The 16527-nt window shown below is 73.0% G+C and carries 13 protein-coding genes; 3 read left to right on the plus strand and 10 right to left on the minus strand.

The window, feature by feature from the left end:
• Positions 1-81: 81 nt before the first annotated feature.
• Entirely contained in the window at positions 82-456 is a 375-nt protein-coding gene (locus ACIGAQ_RS13420) for a DUF6578 domain-containing protein (RefSeq protein ID WP_399782229.1), read from the plus strand.
• 23 nt (positions 457-479) lie between these two features.
• The gene (locus ACIGAQ_RS13425; protein WP_399782232.1) at positions 480-3815 is read left to right on the plus strand and encodes an AfsR/SARP family transcriptional regulator; all 3336 of its coding nucleotides are present in this window, start codon (positions 480-482) and stop codon (positions 3813-3815) included.
• A 21-nt stretch (positions 3816-3836) separates the two neighbouring features.
• On the opposite strand, the gene ACIGAQ_RS13430 is transcribed toward ACIGAQ_RS13425, so the two are convergent.
• The 6 genes from ACIGAQ_RS13430 to ACIGAQ_RS13455 all read right to left on the minus strand — a co-directional run bounded on the left by ACIGAQ_RS13430 (position 3837) and on the right by ACIGAQ_RS13455 (position 10818).
• Entirely contained in the window at positions 3837-4652 is an 816-nt protein-coding gene (locus tag ACIGAQ_RS13430) for an ABC transporter permease (protein WP_311687375.1), read from the minus strand.
• The gene (locus ACIGAQ_RS13435) at positions 4649-5668 is read right to left on the minus strand and encodes an ATP-binding cassette domain-containing protein (protein WP_362274018.1); all 1020 of its coding nucleotides are present in this window, start codon (positions 5666-5668) and stop codon (positions 4649-4651) included. Before ACIGAQ_RS13435 ends, ACIGAQ_RS13430 begins: the two co-directional genes overlap by 4 nt.
• 235 nt (positions 5669-5903) lie before the next feature.
• Positions 5904-7121 (minus strand): MFS transporter, encoded by a 1218-nt coding sequence (locus ACIGAQ_RS13440; RefSeq protein ID WP_399782236.1) that lies wholly within the window; start codon positions 7119-7121, stop codon positions 5904-5906.
• A gap of 136 nt (positions 7122-7257) precedes the next feature.
• A complete protein-coding gene (locus ACIGAQ_RS13445; RefSeq protein ID WP_399783169.1) occupies positions 7258-8220 on the minus strand; it encodes an endonuclease/exonuclease/phosphatase family protein in 963 nt (320 codons plus the stop codon).
• 280 nt (positions 8221-8500) lie between these two features.
• Positions 8501-9139: a TetR/AcrR family transcriptional regulator gene (locus ACIGAQ_RS13450; protein ID WP_399782239.1), complete on the minus strand. Its 639-nt coding sequence runs from the start codon at positions 9137-9139 to the stop codon at positions 8501-8503.
• A gap of 77 nt (positions 9140-9216) precedes the next feature.
• Complete coding sequence (locus ACIGAQ_RS13455) at positions 9217-10818, minus strand: MFS transporter (protein WP_311687367.1); 1602 nt, start codon at positions 10816-10818, stop codon at positions 9217-9219.
• A gap of 217 nt (positions 10819-11035) precedes the next feature.
• On the opposite strand from ACIGAQ_RS13455, the gene panB reads away from it, so the two are divergent.
• Positions 11036-11908, plus strand: coding sequence for a 3-methyl-2-oxobutanoate hydroxymethyltransferase (gene panB / locus ACIGAQ_RS13460; RefSeq protein WP_399782242.1), 873 nt, complete (start codon positions 11036-11038; stop codon positions 11906-11908).
• A gap of 79 nt (positions 11909-11987) precedes the next feature.
• Here panB and ACIGAQ_RS13465 read toward each other — a convergent pair whose 3' ends face one another.
• The 4 genes from ACIGAQ_RS13465 to ACIGAQ_RS13480 form a co-directional block, all read right to left on the minus strand.
• Positions 11988-12380, minus strand: coding sequence for a VOC family protein (locus ACIGAQ_RS13465; protein WP_362274004.1), 393 nt, complete (start codon positions 12378-12380; stop codon positions 11988-11990).
• Positions 12377-12676 carry an ArsR/SmtB family transcription factor gene (locus tag ACIGAQ_RS13470; RefSeq protein ID WP_399782245.1) on the minus strand — a complete coding sequence of 100 codons (300 nt, stop codon included), beginning with the start codon at positions 12674-12676 and terminating at the stop codon, positions 12377-12379. Before ACIGAQ_RS13470 ends, ACIGAQ_RS13465 begins: the two co-directional genes overlap by 4 nt.
• A gap of 55 nt (positions 12677-12731) precedes the next feature.
• Positions 12732-14486: an NAD+ synthase gene (locus ACIGAQ_RS13475; protein ID WP_399782248.1), complete on the minus strand. Its 1755-nt coding sequence runs from the start codon at positions 14484-14486 to the stop codon at positions 12732-12734.
• A 77-nt stretch (positions 14487-14563) separates the two neighbouring features.
• A complete protein-coding gene (locus ACIGAQ_RS13480) occupies positions 14564-16504 on the minus strand; it encodes a protease pro-enzyme activation domain-containing protein (protein WP_399782251.1) in 1941 nt (646 codons plus the stop codon).
• Between the last annotated feature and the right edge of the window lie 23 nt (positions 16505-16527).

Here is a 16527-nt window from a genome sequence, read left to right on the forward strand (position 1 = left end):
CGCGATGGGACGGCCCGACGGTACCGGGCGCGGGAGGAAAACGTCTCGCGCGGGGCGGCCGGTTCCGGGGAGGGTGGGTCCATGGGGCTTCGGCACGTGATCCACGAGGACCGGCGGACGGAGTGCTGCGGCACGCCGTTCGCGGTGGGGGACGAGGGGAGCCGGCCCCTGCTCTTCGCGGACCCGGACACCGTGTTCGGCGGCGACCGGCCCGACCGGCTCACCGAGGCACAGGCCCTGTCCCAGGCCTGCACCCGGACCCCGCCCGGCTCGCGCACGTGGGAGCCGGTGGCGGGGGAGCGGCGGCCGCGGACGGTCAGGCGAAGCCCGGAGTGGTTCGCGGAGGAAGAGACGGAGCGAGGACGGCAGTGGAGAGAGACCGGGGCCCTGGCGACCCTGGACGCCCCGGACGGGGCGCCGTCGGCCCACCCCCGCCGCGCCGTCGGGCCGTCGTGACCGGCCTGCTGCCTCCGGAGAGAATGGGTTCCGTGCGCTACCGCATCCTCGGCACCACGCAGGCGATCCGCACCGACGGCACGGTCGTCCCGGTCGGCGGGGCGCGGTTGCGTGCGCTGCTGACCGTCCTCGCCCTGCGGGCGGGGCGTACGGTCCCCGCCGGGATGCTCGTCGACGAGGTGTGGGGCGGGGACCCGCCCGCCGACGCGGCCGGCGCGCTGCAGGCGCTGATCGGACGGTTGCGGCGGGCGCTCGGGGCGGACGCGGTCGCCTCCGCCGAGGGCGGCTACCGGCTCACCGCCGCGCCCGACGACATCGACCTCCACCGGTTCGAGCGGCTGGCCGGTGACGGGCTGCGCGCCCTGGCCGACGACGACCCCGCCAAAGCCGCCGTGCTGCTCGACGACGCCCTTGCCCTGTGGCGCGACCCCGCCCTCGCCGACCTCCCCGACCGCACTGCCGAGGCGGCCCGCCGCGAGGCCCGGCGCCTGGACGTGCTGCGCGCCCGCCACGGAGCCGCCCTCGCCCTCGGCCAGGCCGAGCAGGCGCTGCCGGAACTGACGGCCCTGTGCGACAGCCGCCCCCTGGACGAACCCCTGCAGGCGCTGCGCCTGCGGGCCCTGCGCGACGCCGGCCGCACCGCCGAGGCCCTCGCCGCCTACGACGACGTACGCCGGCTCCTCGCCGACCGGCTGGGCACCGACCCGGGCCCGGAGCTGCGCGCGCTGCACACGGAGTTGCTGACCGCCCCGGACGACGGCGGCGGCCCGCGCCGGTCCGCCGCGGCCCCGGCCGCCCGAGCGGCGACGCCGGTGACGCCCCCGCCGGTCCCGGCCAGCCCCGCCCCCGGCAACCTGCGCGCCCGCCTCACCTCCTTCATCGGCCGGGAGAGCGACATCGAGTCCATCCGCGGGGACCTCGCCGCGGCCCGCCTGGTCACCCTGCTCGGTCCCGGCGGCGCCGGGAAGACCCGCCTGTCGCAGGAGGCCGCCGAGACCGTGCGGCACACCATGCCCGGCGGGGTGTGGCTGGCCGAACTCGCCCCGGTCGACGACCCCGCCGCCGTCCCGGAAGCCGTGCTCACGGCCGTCGGCGCCCGCGAGACCGTCCTGTACGGCGCGGGCGCCGAGGGCATCCGGGCCGCCGTCACCGACCGGCTCGACGACCCCGTCGAACGCCTCGCCGAGCACTGCTCCCGCCCCGGCATGCTGCTCATCCTGGACAACTGCGAGCACGTCGCCGACGCCGCGGCCCGCCTCACCGAGGACCTGCTGGAGCGCTGCCCCGGTCTGACCGTCCTCGCCACCAGCCGTGAACCCCTGGGTGTGCCGGGGGAGTTGCTGCGCCCGGTGGAGCCGCTGCCCGAGCCGGTCGCGCTGCGGCTGTTCGCCGACCGGGGCGCGGCGGCCCGGCCCGGCTTCCGCGTCGAGGACGACCCCGAGGCCTGCGCGGAGATCTGCCGGCGCCTGGACGGCCTGCCCCTCGCCATCGAACTCGCCGCCGCCCGGCTGCGGATGCTCACCCCCCGTCAGATCGCCGACCGGCTGGACGACCGCTTCCGCCTCCTCACCTCCGGCAGCCGCACGCTGCTGCCCCGCCAGCAGACCCTCAGAGCCGTCGTCGACTGGTCCTGGGACCTGCTCGACGAGGACGAACGGGACGTCCTGCGGCGCCTTTCGGTGTTCGCCGGCGGCTGCGACCTGTCCGCCGCCGAGGCCGTGTGCGGACCGGTCGCCCTGGAGGCCCTCGGGTCGCTCGTGGACCGCTCCCTGGTCGTCGCCGCCCCGCCCGGCGACACGGCCGAGGGCGAGATGCGCTACCGGCTGCTGGAGACCGTCGCCGAGTACGCCGCCGAGCGCCTGGACGAGTCCGGCCGGCGCGCCGAGGCCGAACGGGCCCACCTGACGTACTTCCGCGAATTCGCCCGCACCACCGACCCGTTGCTGCGCGGCCCGGACCAGCTCGCCGCCATCCGCCGGCTGGAGCGGGAGTACGAGAACCTGCGCACCGCCCTGCGCCACGCCGTCGCCCTGCGCGACGAGCAGGAGGCGCTGTGCCTGGCCCTGTCCCTGGTCTGGTACTGGCAGATGCGCGACCTGCGCATCGAGGCCCGCAACTGGTGCCGCGAGGTGATGGCCCTCGGCCCCGACCCCTTCACCGAGCCCGTCCGCCGTGCCGCCCCCGTCTGGCAGCGCTGCACCGACGCCCCGCCCCCGATGACCGGGGAGGTCCTGTGGGAGGCCCGGCGGGGCGTGCATCTGGCCCATCTCGCCTGCATGGACACCGAGCTGGACGCCTGGCAGAACCCGCGCTCCCGGCAGAAGCTGCGGACCATCTCCCAGACCTACGAGCCCGGCCTGCCGCAGACCTGCCGGCTGCCGGGCCTGCTGTGGTTCTTCGCCGTGATGCTGACCGGCGACATGGAACGGCTGCGCGTCATCATGGACGCCTCCATCCGCACCTGCCGCACCACCCCCGGCTTCGACTGGGAGCTCGCCTCCGGCCTGCAGATGCGTGCCAACTTCCTCGCCAACCGCACCGACTGGGCCGGCGACGCCGGACGCGACGCCGACGAGTCGCTGGAGATCTACCGCCGGCTCGGCGACGCCTGGGGCACCGCCGAGGCCTTCTCGGCCCGCGCCGAGGCCCATGAGCGCCGGGGCCACCACGCCCTGGCCGCCGCCGACTACGAGGCGGCCATCGCCCACGCCGAGCAGCTCGGCGCCCGCGCCCAGGCGGCCGTCCTGACGGCCCGGCTCGGCGGGGCCCTGCTGGAGGCGGGGGAGACCGAACGCGGCGAGCGGCTGCTGCGCGAGGTGATCGCCCAGCACGAGAACTCGCACAGCGAGGCCATGCCCGCCGCCCGGCTCTTCCTGGCGGCCCGGCTCGGCATGACCGGCCGCACGCCCGAGGCCCGTGACCAGCTGCGGCGGCTGCGCGAGGACTTCTCGATCTCCCACTTCATCGTCTTCGACGCGTTCATCCTCGGCGCCGAGGCCTGGCTGGACGCGGAGGACGGCCGGTACGAGGACTGTCTGGACCGCACCCGCAAGGCGCTGGAGCGGGCGGGGGACCCGGTGTCCGCGGCCATCGCGCCCCACATGCGGGCGGTGTTCCTGACCCTCGGGGCCCGAGCCCTGTCCGTCCACGAAGCCGGGCGGCGCGCCGCCGACGCGGCCCGCTGCCTCGGCGCCGCCGACGCCCTGCTGCCGCCCGGCCACGTCGCCCAGCGCCAGGAGCGCCGTACCCGCGAGGAGGCGGAGCGGCAGGCCCGGAGGGTGCTCGGCGACGCGGCGTACGAGAGCGCGTACGCGCGGGGCGGCGGCCTCTCGGTCGAGGAGGCCGCCGCCCTGCTCTGACGTTGAACGACCCGCGCCCGCTCAGTTCTTCGTGCGGAACTTGTGGATCGCGTACGGCGCCATCACGGCCGTGATCGCCACCGACCAGCCGAGCGTGACCCACAGGTCGTGCGCGACCGGCCCGCCGATCATCAGCCCGCGCGCGGCGTCCGCGAGCGTGGACAGCGGGTTGTAGTCGGTGAAGGCCTGGAGCCAGCCCGGCATCGACGTCGTCGGCGCGAAGATCGACGAGCCGAACTGGAGCGGGAACAGCACCAGGAAGCCCATCGCCTGCACGGACTGCGCGTTCTTCAGGATCACGCCCAGGGTGAGGAACACCCACATGATGGACGAGGCGAACGCGGTCGACAGGGCCACCGTCGCGAACAGCCCCGGCCAGTTCGTGATCTCGAAACCGACCGCGACGGCGACGATCATCAGCACGGCCGTCGCGAACAGCATCCGCAGCAGCTCCACCGAGATCTTCGCGAACAGCACCGAGCCGCGCCCGATCGGCAGGGACCGGAAGCGGTCCATGACACCGGAGTTGAAGTCCTGGCTGAAGCCGGTGCCGACGCCCTGGGACAGCGTCATGCTCATCATCGCGATCATGCCGGGGATCACGTACTGCACGTACCGGTCCTGCCCGCCGCCCAGGGCCTGCCCGATGGAGCCGCCGAAGACGAACACGAACAGCAGCGTGAAGATGACCGGCATCAGCAGCGCGTCGGCCATCGACTCCGGGTCCTTGCGGATCCACAGCAGGTTGCGGCGGATCAGGGCCCCGGTGTGCCGCAGGTGGCCACGGAGCGGGATCCGGGCGTCCGCCTCGGCGTCGTGGACGGTGACGGCGCTCATACGGCGGCCTCCTGAAGGTCTTCGGCGGGCACGGCGTCCTGCGGGGCACTGGCGCGGTGGCCGGTGAGGGACAGGAACACCTCGTCCAGACTGGGCAGTTCGGTGGTGATGGAGGACAGCGTGATGCCACGCGCGGTGACCGCGCCGACCACGGCGGTCAGCTGCTCGTCGCTGAGGATCGGCACCAGGACGTCACCCCGGTCGGTGTCCACGGTCGTGGTGGCCAGTCCGGTGATCCCCAGCTCGTCCAGCGCGCCGGCGAGGGGTCGCAGGTGGGTGGGGTCGGCGGGGCGGATCCGCAGCGCCCGGCCGCCGACCTTCGCCTTCAGTTCCTCGATGGCGCCGCCGGCGATGACCTGGCCGCGGTCGACGACCGTCAGCTCGGTGGCGAGCTGTTCGGCCTCCTCCATGTACTGGGTAGTGAGCAGCACGGTCACGCCGTCGCCGACCATGCGCTTCACCTCGTCCCACACCTCGTTGCGGGTGCGCGGGTCGAGGCCGGTGGTCGGCTCGTCGAGGAAGAGCACGGCGGGCCGGCCGATCATGGACGCGGCCAGGTCCAGCCGGCGCCGCATGCCTCCCGAGTACGTCGCCGCCGGGCGCTTGGCCGCATCGGTCAGCGAGAAGCGCTCCAGCAGCTCGTCGGCCCGGTTGCGGGCGTCCCTGCGGGGCAGGTCGAGCAGGCGCCCGATCATGTAGAGGTTCTCCCAGCCGGAGAGCTTCTCGTCCACGGAGGCGTACTGCCCCGTGAGCCCGATCACCCGCCGCAGCTGCCGGGGCTGCCGTACGGCGTCGTAGCCGGCCACGGTGGCCCGGCCCGCGTCGGGAGCGAGCAGGGTGGACAGGATCCGGACCAGGGTGGTCTTCCCGGCTCCGTTCGGCCCGAGGACGCCCATGACGGTGCCCTCCCGCACATCCAGGTCGACCCCGTCCAGTGCCTTGGTCTCGCCGTAGTGCTTCACCAGCCCCCGCACGGTCACAGCGGCACCGCTGGCGTTGTCGTCGATTCGCGTCATGCCCCCGACGGTGCCACCCCCCACCGACAAATCACCGACAGACCACCGACAGCCCGTGCCGGCCTTCCGCTACAGCCGGTGCAGGCCTCCCGCGACAGCCGGTGCCGGCCCTGCGCACCGGCTTGGGCGGCCGGGCGCCGGGCCCCTGGGGACACGCGTGCGGGGGACCGCCCCCGGCAGACGCGAACGGCAGCCCGTGGAGCGGGGTCCGCGGGCTGCCGTGCGCAGGGAACCGTCAGTGGCGTACCGCCTCCGCCTCCCGCGGGACGTGGCTCGCCACGACCCGCTCGCGGCCGGTGGCCGGGGTCCGGCGCCGGTCCACGACCGCGGCCAGCGCGGCGACGCCCAGGCCGAGGACGGCCAGGGCCGCGCCGGCCAGGGCCGGGGAGGTGACTCCGAAGCCGGCGGCCAGGGCGAGGCCGCCGATCCAGGCGCCGCCGGCGTTGGCCAGGTTGAAGGCGGCCTGGTTCGCCGAGGAGGCCAGCGAGGGGGCCGAGGCGGCCTTCTCCATGACCATCAGCTGCAGCGGGGAGCCGGTGGCGAAGGCCGCCATGCCGAGCAGCGTCACCGCGACGGCGGCGGTGAGCTCCGTGCGCATCAGCAGCGGGAACAGCGCCAGGACCGCCACCAGCGAGACCAGGCCGCCGAAGAGCGTGCCCCGCAGGGAGTGGTCGGCCAGGCGGCCGCCGAGCAGATTGCCCGCGGTCGCGCCGACGCCGAACAGCGCCAGCAGCACGGTCACGCTGGCGCCCGCGTAACCGGCGGCGTCCGTGAGCATCGGGGTGATGTAGCTGTAGGCGGCGAACAGGGCGCCGAAGCCCGCGACGGTCGTGCCGAGCGACAGCCAGACCGGGACGGAGCGCAGCGCGGCGAGTTCACCGCGCAGGCCCTGGGCGGTGGCGTGCTCGTGGTCGTGCGGGATGAGGAACGCGAGCGCGGCGATGGCCGCCAGGCCGATGCCGCTGACGCCGAGGAAGGTCGCCCGCCAGCCGAGCTGCTGGCCCATGAGGGTCGCCACCGGCACGCCCACGACGTTCGCGACCGTCAGGCCGAGGAACATCAGGGAGACCGAGCGCGCCTTGCGCTCCGGGGCGACCAGGTTGGTGGCGACGACGGCGCCCACGCCGAAGAAGGCGCCGTGCGGCAGTCCGCTCAGGAAACGGGCGGCCAGCAGCCAGCCGTTGCCGGGGGCGAGGGCCGACAGGGCGTTGCCCGCGACGAACAGCACCATCAGTCCGATCAGGACCGTGCGGCGGGACATCCGGGCGGTGACCGCGGCCAGCAACGGGGCGCCGATGACGACGCCGAGCGCGTACGCCGACACCAGGTGGCCGGCGCCGGGTATCGAGATGTTCAGGTCGTCCGCGACATCGGGCAGCAGCCCCATCATCACGAACTCGGTGGTGCCGATGCCGAAGGCACCCACGGCGAGGGCGAGCAGGGCCAGGGGCATGAAGAACCTTTCGAGACTTGCGTGAAGATCCGTACGTCGTATGTTCAAGTACGGAACAAAGTCTCGCAGGCGCACTATTCCACGCGGTGAAGCCGAGGTTGCCGAATCACGCCGATACGTCGCTGACCTGCGGTTTTCACGAACCGCTTGTGGCGACCCTCACACGGGCGGCGACCGGCAGATGGTCGCTGCCGGTCTCCGGCAGGGTCCACGAGCTCTGCGGCTCCAGGCCCCGGACCATGATCTGGTCGATGCGGGCCATCGGGAACGAGGCCGGCCAGCTGAACCCGAAGCCGCTGCCCACCGCGCCCTGCGTGGAACGCATCTGGGAGGTGACGGCGTTGAGCGCGCGATCGTTCATCGTGCCGTTCAGGTCGCCCAGCAGCACGACGTTCCTCAGCGGTTCGTGCGCGATGGCCTCGCCCAGGTAGTCGGCGCTGCGGTCGCGCTGCCGTGCCGTGAACCCGGCCTCCATCTTCACGCGCACCGACGGCAGATGGGCGACGTAGACCGCGACCTGCCCGGCCGGCGCGGTCACGGTGGCGCGCATCGCCCGCGTCCAGCCCATGTCGAGGTCGACGGCCCGGACACCGCTCAGCGGGTACTTGCTCCACACCCCGACCGTGCCCTCCACCGCGTGGTAGCGGTAGGTCGACGCGAGCGCCTTCTCGTACGTCGGCACCGCCGCCGGGGACAGCTCCTCCAGGGCCAGCACGTCCGCCCCCGAGGCGGCCACGTCACGGGCGGTGCCGGCCGGGTCCGGGTTCTCGGCGTTGACGTTGTGCGTGACCACGGTGAGGTCGCCGCCGGTGACGGTCTTGTCGCTCAACTGCCCGCCGAAGAGGTTGAACCAGACCACGGTCGGCGCGAGCACCGCGATCAGCGCCGTCGCCGACCTGCGCACCAGCGCCAGCACGAGCAGCACCGGCACGAACAGCCCGAGCCAGGGCAGGAACGTCTCGATGAGGCTGCCCAGGTTCCCGACGGCGTTGGGGATCTGCGCGTGCAGCAGCATGATCACGGCCAGCAGCACCGCGCACCCGGCCACCACCAGACCGCGCCGCCAGATTCTCGGATCGCCCCGCCAGCCGCTCACCAGCCGGTCGAACAGGCGCCGAAGCCGGGTTCCGCGGTGCTCGGGCCCCGAGCCGCCGTTGTCCGTCTCCGTCATGTACGCCTGCTGCGCCATACCGTCGCCTCACTACCTGCCGTGCACACCATCGCCCCCGTGTCCTTACGACCCTAGGGGATGATCCGTTCCGTTCCCGCCGTCCCGCGACGGCCGTACGGGGGCGAGGACGTTCGAGCCCGTCCGGCGAGTTCCGACCGCGGCCCCCGAAAGCGCGGTCTGTGACGAAACGCGCACACTGGGGCCGGGCCTACGCGGAACCGACGGGCGGTGAGCCGGCCGGCCGCAGGCCTTCCAGCAGTGTGTCGACCACCTGTTCGGCGAGGCCCTCCCGCAGGTCGGCGTCCGGATGCAGCACCGAGCGCACGAGCAGCGGGCCGACGAACAGGTCGTTGAGCAGCTCCAGGTCGACGTCCGTGCGCAGTTCGCCGTTCTCCTGGCCCCGGCGCAGCACCTCCAGGCCCAGGCGGCGGCGCGGTTCGACGACGATGGCGTGGTACGCCGCCCAGATCTTCGGGCTGCTCTTCATCTGGGCGTGCACGCTGTGCAGGATCGCCGACGAGCGCTTGGCGAGCCCGCGCCGGCGCATCTGCTCCAGCAGCACCACGAGGTCGTCGCGCATCGACGTGCCGGGCAGCGGCGGGTCGGAGGGCTCCGCGGCGCGCACGACGTCGACGAAGAGTTCCTCCTTGCCGCTCCAGCGGCGGTAGATGGTGGCCTTGCCCACCCCGGCGGTCCGGGCCACGCGCTCGATCGACAGCTCCGCCAGCGGCACGCCCTCCTCCAGGAGCTGCATCACGCCCTCGATGATGGCGCGCTCCACGGCCTCGCTTCTCGGGCGACCCCTCGGGGGGCCGTCGTGCCGGGGCTGCCGTTCGGCGAGGCTCACGCGCTGCGTCCTTTCTGGCCGGAGTGGACCGGGGGCGCGCCCCGGGGAGCCGGGGCGGACCGATTCTCGCAGCAGGTCTAGGACCGGGCGTCCGACAACTCGCGTTCCTCCCGTCCGGGCTGAGCGGCCGGCTGCCTGCCGGGCAGGAACAGCGCCACGACGACCGCGCCCACCAGCGCGACGCCCGCGCCCCACAGGGCGGTGACGTGCATCGCGTGCAGGAACGCGTCGTGGGCGGGAGCGACCAGGGCCTCGCCCCGCGGCCCCAGCTTCGCCGCGACGCCCAGGGTCGCCTCGATGGACTCACCCGCGGTGTGCCGCAGGCCGGGCGGCAGGGCACCCAGCTTGTCCTCGATGCCCGTGCGGTACGCCGTCGACAGGACCGAGCCGAGGACGGCGATGCCGAGGGCGCCGCCGACCTGCCGGAAGGTGTTGCTGAGCGCGGAGGCCGAGCCGGCCTTCTCGCGGGGCAGGGCCTGCATGATGACGACGCTGACCGGCGTCATGATGTGCGCCATGCCGGTGCCCATCAGGAAGAAGACGACCTCCAGGACCCAGATGGGGGTGTCGGCGTCCAGGGTGGCGAAGGCGGCCAGCATGGCGGCGATGACCAGCAGACCCGCGGTCGTGGTGGCCTTGTTGCCGAACCGGTCGACCAGCAGCCGGGCGCGCGGCGCGAAAATCATCTGGGCGGCGGCCAGCGGCAGCATCAGCAGACCGGTCTCCAGCGGCGAGTAGCCCCGCACGCTCTGCGTGTAGAAGACCGAGAAGAACGTCACGCCCATCAGCGCGAAGAACACCAGCGCGATGGCGGCGATGGCGGCCGAGAAGACCTTGTTCTTGAAGTACGTGACGTCGATGGACGGATGGGCGCTGCGCTTCTCGAACACCACGAAGGCGACGAGCACGGCGAGACCGGCGCCGATGGTCGCCAGCACGGTGGCGTCCGTGAAGTCGGCGAGCTGGCCGCCCTTGATGATGCCGTAGACGAGCAGCACCAGGCCGACGACCGACAGCACCACGCCGACCGGGTCGAGCCGGCCCGGCCTCGGGTCGCGGGAGTCGGGGACCAGCCACAGCATCAGGCCGAGGGCGAGCAGCACGATCGGCACGTTGATGAGGAAGACCGAGCCCCACCAGAAGTGGTCGAGCAGCACGCCGCCGGTGATCGGGCCGATGGCGATGGCGAGGCCGACGCCGCCCGCCCAGATGCCGATGGCCTTGGGCTGCTCCTCGCGTTCGAAGACGTTCATGAGGACGGCGAGGGTGGCCGGCATGACGAACGCGGCGCCCAGGCCCATCACGGCACGGAAGGTGACGAGCTCGCCCGGCGAACCGGAGAACGCGGCGAACGCCGAGCCGACGCCGAACACGGCCAGCCCGCCGAGCAGCACCTTCTTGCGGCCCAGCCGGTCACCGAGGAGTCCGGCGGTGAACAGCAGGCCGGCGAAGACCAGGGTGTAGGCGTTGATCGCCCACTCCAGCTCGCTCTGCGTGGCGCCCAGGCCGGTCGGGGCGGGGGTGGAGATCGTCTTGATGGCGACGTTCAGGATCGAGTTGTCCAGGACGACGATCAGCAGGCTCAGCATCAGCACGCCGAGGATCGCCCAGCGGCGCCGGTGCACCGCTTCCGGTATGCGGCGGCCGGTGGGGGCGGCGCCGTCGGCAGGTGTGGTCATGCCGTCGAGCCTAGGCGCATTCCGATACGAGACCGTCTCGTATTGGAACTCTCTTACCGGATTCTCAAGGGCGCAGACGGCGCCGTGCCGCGGCCCGCCGCTCCCGGGTCGGAACTCACAGGGGCTCCCCTAGCCCTCGATGGCACGAGGTGCCACCATGGACGTGGTCCGGGGACGCCGTCAGGGCGCCTCGAGATGACGTGTGAGGAGCCGTGTCATGACGCAGCTTTCGGCTGCCCAGACCGCGACGAAGCCCTCCGACGGCGGCAGGACGCTGTACGGGGGCAAGGGCACTCGTCGCATCACCGTGCGCGACATCGCCGCCGCCAAGGAGCGCGGCGAGAAGTGGCCCATGCTCACCGCCTACGACGCGATGACCGCGTCCGTCTTCGACGAGGCCGGCATCCCGGTCATGCTCGTCGGCGACTCGGCGGGCAACTGCCACCTGGGGTACGAGACCACCGTGCCCGTGACCCTCGACGAGATGACCATGCTGTCGGCGGCGGTCGTACGGGGCACCTCGCGTGCCCTGATCGTCGGCGACCTGCCCTTCGGCTCCTACCAGGAGGGTCCGGTGCAGGCGCTGCGCTCGGCGACCCGGCTGGTGAAGGAGGCGGGCGTGCAGGCCGTGAAGCTGGAGGGGGGCGAGCGGTCGCACGAGCAGATCCGGCTGCTCGTCGAGTCCGGCATCCCGGTCATGGCGCACATCGGGCTGACCCCGCAGTCCGTCAACGCGATGGGCTACCGCGTGCAGGGCCGCGGCGAGGAGGCGGCCCAGCAGCTGCTGCGGGACGCCAAGGCCGTCCAGGACGCGGGCGCGTTCGCCGTGGTCCTGGAGCTGGTGCCCGCGGAGCTCGCGGCCGAGGTGACGCGGGTGCTGCACATTCCGACCGTGGGGATCGGGGCGGGCCCGGAGACGGACGCGCAGGTGCTGGTGTGGACCGACATGCTGGGTCTGACCGGCGGGCGCGTGCCGAAGTTCGTGAAGCAGTACGCGAACCTGCGCGAGGTCATGGGCAACGCCGCGAAGGCGTTCGCCGAGGACGTGGTCGGCGGAACGTTCCCGCAGGAGGAGCACTCCGTCCACTGAGCCACTGCGGTACCACGCAGCCCCGCCGATCTTCCCCCGTCGGCGGGGCTGTTCCGTTCGGCGCCCGGCCGGCCGGGGCCTACTCCGGCTGGGTCGCGATCTGGATCAGGTTGCCGCAGGTGTCGTCGAAGACGGCGGTGGTGACGGGGCCCATCTCCAGGGGCTCCTGGGTGAAGCGGACGCCGAGGGCGCGCAGACGCTCGTACTCGGCGTGCACGTCGGCCACGGCGAACTGCATCAGCGGGATGCCGTCGGCGATCAGGGCGTCGCGGTAGGGCTTGACGGCGGGGTGGCCGGCGGGCTCCAGCAGGAGTTCCGTGCCGCCCGGCTCCTCCGGGGAGACCACGGTCAGCCACCGGTCCTGTTCGCCGACCGGGACGTCGTGCTTCTTCTCGAAGCCGAGGATCTCGGTGTAGAAGCGCAGGGCCTTGGCCTGGTCGTCGACGAAGACGCTGGTCAGGTGGATCTTCATGGGGTGCTCTCCTCCGGTCGGGTGGCGGGCGCCGGCCATCGCTCGGTGATGTGCCGGAGCGGGGCCGTGTTCAGGTCGTGGAACTTGTAGCGGCCCTCCCGCCGGGTCTCGACGAGCCCGGCGGTCTCCAGCACCGCGAGGTGCTGGGAGACCGCCTGGCGCGAGATGCCGAGCCGGTGCTTCATGCTCAGCCGCGAGCAGATCTCGAACAGGGTCTGTCCGGACTTCTCCGCGAGCTCGTCGAGGATGGTGCGACGGGTGGGGTCGGCCAAGGCTTTGAAAAGGTCGTCGGCCATGGCTCCAGGATAGGCAAGTGGCCACTTGCCTATCAAGTCCCCTCGCCCCCGCGCGTCAGACCGACTCGCGCCACCCGTTCGTGATCGGCAGGCGCCGGTCCTTGCCGAAGCCCTTCGCCGAGATCTTCGTCCCCGGCGGGTACTGCCGCCGCTTGTACTCGGCCGTGTCGACCATGCGCAGGGTCTTCACGACCAGCTCGCGGTCGAAGCCGGCCGCGACGATCTCGTCCGCGCCGCGGTCCCGGTCGACGTACAGCTCCAGGATCGCGTCGAGCACCGGGTAGTCGGGCAGCGAGTCCGTGTCCACCTGGCCGGGGCGCAGTTCCGCGCTCGGCGGCTTGGTGAGGGAGTTCTCCGGGATCGGCGGGGTCTGGCCGCGCTCCCGTGCCGCGCGGTTGCGCCACTCCGCCAGCCGGAAGACCGACGTCTTGTACACGTCCTTGATGGGGCCGTACGCGCCGACGGAGTCGCCGTAGAGCGTGGAGTAGCCGACCGCGAGCTCCGACTTGTTGCCGGGGGCCAGGACGATGTGGCCCTCCTGGTTGGAGATGGCCATCAGCAGCGTGCCGCGCAGGCGCGACTGGAGGTTCTCCTCCGCCAGGCCCGTCAGGCCCAGCGAGCCCATGTAGGCGTCGAACATCGGCTCGATGGGGACCGTGCGGTAGTTGAGGCCCGTGCGGCGGGCCAGTTCGGCCGCGTCGTCCTTGGAGTGGTCCGAGGAGTACTTCGACGGCATCGACACGCCGTACACGTTCTGCGCGCCCACCGCGTCGCAGGCGATCGCCGCGACCAGGGCCGAGTCGATGCCGCCCGACAGGCCGATCAGCACCGACGTGAAGCCGTTCTTCGCGACGTACGCCCGCAGGCCCACGACCAGCGCCGAGTAGACCTCCTCGTCGTCGTCCAGCCGGTCCGCGTAGCCGCCCGTCAGCTCGGGCTCGTAGGCCGGCAGCGGCTCCTCGGAGAGCACCACCCGGTCGATGCGCAGACCGTCGTCGACCACACCCGTCGGGGCGTCCGCGGCCGCCGCCGGCAGGTCCAGGTCCAGCACCACGCAGCCCTCGGAGAACTGCGGGGCCCGCGCCACGACCTCGCCGTCCTTGTCGACGACGATCGAGTCGCCGTCGAAGACCAGCTCGTCCTGGCCGCCGATCATGGCCAGGTACGCCGTGGTGCAGCCGGCCTCCTGGGCCCGCTTGCGCACCAGCTCCAGGCGCGTGTCGTCCTTGTTGCGCTCGTAGGGGGAGGCGTTGATCGAGAGAAGCAGGCCGGCCCTGGCGGAACGGGCGGCGGGGACGCGGCCGCCGTCCTGCCAGAGGTCCTCGCAGATGGCCAGGGCGACATCGACCCCGCGCACCCGCAGCACCGGCATGCTGTCCCCGGGCACGAAGTAGCGGAACTCGTCGAAGACGCCGTAGTTCGGCAGGTGGTGCTTGGCGTAGGTCAGGACCACCTCGCCGCCGTACAGCACCGCCCCCGCGTTCCGCGGGGCGCCGGCCGGCTGGCCGTACTTCGGCTGGGCGGTCTCGCTGCGGTCGAGATAGCCGACGACGACCGGCAGCTCGCCGAAGCCCTCGTCGGCCAGGCGGGCGGCCAGCGCGCGCAGCGCCGCCCGGGAGGCCTCCACGAAGGACGACCTGAGGGCCAGGTCCTCGACGGGATACCCGGTCAGCGCCATCTCCGGGAACGCCACGAGATGCGCTCCCTGCTCGGCGGAGTGCCGGGTCCAGCGGACGATCGACTCGGCGTTCCCGGCGAGGTCGCCGACGCTCGAGTCGATCTGGTTCAGGGCGAGACGTAGTTGAGGCACGAGGTCAGTGTAATCGTCAGAGCGACGCAATGGGGTGGTGTGGTCCATCCCACACCACCCCTGTGGCCGTACGGCCGTCAGCGCCTGTACGACTCGACGTAGCCGTTCGCGGGCGTGCCCACGCCGGTGACGTCGTCGTAACCCTTCACCGCCCGCAGGGAACTGTCCCTGCCCAGGCTGCGCACGGACGTGGCCAGGCCGCCGGTGGCGTCGTAGCCGTTCACGAAGTCGACGCGGGCCACGGCGAGGCCGGAGCCCGTCGGGTCGTCGGTGACGTCGTGGTAGACCTTCGAGCCGTACCTCGCGTAGATCGCCGGATCGGCGAAGCCGATCGGCTTGCCGCCGCGGGCCTCCTGGGCCAGGGCCTGGACGGCGGCGACCGTCGGCGCGGCGAGCGAGGTGCCGCCGATGCGGTACTCGCCGTACGCCTGCCTCCTCCCGTCGGGCAGGGTCTGCGTCTGGCCGACCAGGAAGCCGGTGTTGGGGTCGGCGATCGCCGCGATGTCCGGCACGACCCGGTTGCCGTCGGCACTGTTCGCCTTCGCCAGCGCGTCCGGCACCACGCCCTGCTGGTAGAAGGGCTCGGGGACCGTCCTGCTGGTGCCGCCGCCCGCGCCCGAGGTGAAGGCGCCGGGGAAGTCCGTCCAGCTCGTGCCGTCGGCCGACAGGTTCGCCTTCTCGGTGCCCCAGCCGGTCTCCCAGAGGTAGGTGTCGCCCTTGCCGACGGCCAGCGAGGTGCCGCCGACGGCGGTGACCCACGCCGAGTTCGCCGGGGAGTCGACCTGCTTCGTCCCCGAGCTCGCGACCTCGTCTCCGTCGTCGCCGGAGGAGAAGTAGAAGCCGATGCCCTCGACGGCGCCGAACTGGAAGACCTGGTCGTAGGCGGCCGCGAGGTCGGGGGTCTGCGCCGCCTCCACCTCGCCCCAGGAGTTGGAGACGATGTCGGCCAGGTGGTGGTCGACGACCTTGCCGAGCGCGTCGAGCAGGTCCTCGTCGCCGCAGGAGGCGGCGCCCACGTACGTCACGTCCGCGGCCGGCGCCACCGCGTGCACGGCCTCGACGTCCAGGGTCTCCTCGCCGTACCAGCCGGACGCCGAACAGTCCTTGGTGCCGGTGTACTTCGCGGGCAGCACCTGGTGCAGCTGCCCCGTCCTCCACGCGGCGTCGCCGTGGCGCTCGGCGTAGGTGGCGGCGTCGTGGGCGATCGTCGGCGAGGCGTAGGCGTCCGTGATGGCCACCCGCACCCCCTTGCCGGTGCGCGTGCCCGCACCGTAGGCGGCGCGCAACTGCCGGCCCGTGTAGCCCTTGACCGCGTACGGGATCTTCGTGCCGTACGCGTCCGGCAGGGTGCTCGCGGTGTTCGAGCCGTAGAGGGAGGAGAACGGCCCGGCGTTGCGGAACACGGTGTCCGGCGGCGGCAGCCGGTCGTCGTGCGTGACCCGGTGCGGCGCGTCGTCCAGGCCGGTCACGGTCAGCACGGCTCCGGCCAGTTCCTGCGGCACGGAGGCGGTGCCCGCCGGCGCGCGATAGGTGCGGGCGCCCTTGGCGAAGTCGTGCAGCTGCGTGCCGAAGGCCTTCTCGGCGGCGGCCACGTCACCGGTGACAGAGACGTAGTGCTGCGTCACACCCGTGACCTTCAGCCCCGCGGCCGTCAGCCACGCCCTCACGGCGGCCACCTGCGCCGTGGTCGCGCCGAAGCGGGCCCTGGCCTGCCGGGCCGTCAGATACCTGCCGTACGTGGCGGACCCCGGGTCGGACACGGCCTTCGCGTACGCGGCGAGACCGGCGGCGTCCCGGCCCCGGAGGTAGACACGGGCCGACATCCGGGTGCCGTCGGAGGTGGCGCCCCGGTCGGCCCCGGCCGTGGCCCAGGCGGGCCTGGTCCCGGCGAGCGGGTCGCGGAGCGGGTGGCCGGCGGCGTGCGCCGCGGGTGTGCCGAGCGCCAGCGCACCGGCGAGCAGGGACAGTGTGGCCGCCCGGCTCAGCCCGGCGCGCACGGCGGCGCGGTTCGATCTCATGGAACCCCCTGTGCGGTTCGTCG

The organism is Streptomyces sp. NPDC085932 (assembly GCF_044540525.1).
Lineage (GTDB): Bacteria > Actinomycetota > Actinomycetes > Streptomycetales > Streptomycetaceae > Streptomyces > Streptomyces levis.

What these genes read in the sequence shown, in the direction of transcription:
- ACIGAQ_RS13435 (WP_362274018.1), bottom strand. Translation starts at nt 5,668, where the DNA reads ATGACGCGAATCGACGACAACGCCAGCGGTGCCGCTGTGACCGTGCGG.
- ACIGAQ_RS13465 (WP_362274004.1), bottom strand. Translation starts at nt 12,380, where the DNA reads ATGAAGATCCACCTGACCAGCGTCTTCGTCGACGACCAGGCCAAGGCC.
- panB (WP_399782242.1), top strand. Translation starts at nt 11,036, where the DNA reads ATGACGCAGCTTTCGGCTGCCCAGACCGCGACGAAGCCCTCCGACGGC.
- ACIGAQ_RS13420 (WP_399782229.1), top strand. Translation starts at nt 82, where the DNA reads ATGGGGCTTCGGCACGTGATCCACGAGGACCGGCGGACGGAGTGCTGC.
- ACIGAQ_RS13470 (WP_399782245.1), bottom strand. Translation starts at nt 12,676, where the DNA reads ATGGCCGACGACCTTTTCAAAGCCTTGGCCGACCCCACCCGTCGCACC.
- ACIGAQ_RS13425 (WP_399782232.1), top strand. Translation starts at nt 480, where the DNA reads ATGGGTTCCGTGCGCTACCGCATCCTCGGCACCACGCAGGCGATCCGC.
- ACIGAQ_RS13455 (WP_311687367.1), bottom strand. Translation starts at nt 10,818, where the DNA reads ATGACCACACCTGCCGACGGCGCCGCCCCCACCGGCCGCCGCATACCG.
- ACIGAQ_RS13480 (WP_399782251.1), bottom strand. Translation starts at nt 16,504, where the DNA reads ATGAGATCGAACCGCGCCGCCGTGCGCGCCGGGCTGAGCCGGGCGGCC.
- ACIGAQ_RS13440 (WP_399782236.1), bottom strand. Translation starts at nt 7,121, where the DNA reads ATGCCCCTGGCCCTGCTCGCCCTCGCCGTGGGTGCCTTCGGCATCGGC.
- ACIGAQ_RS13430 (WP_311687375.1), bottom strand. Translation starts at nt 4,652, where the DNA reads ATGAGCGCCGTCACCGTCCACGACGCCGAGGCGGACGCCCGGATCCCG.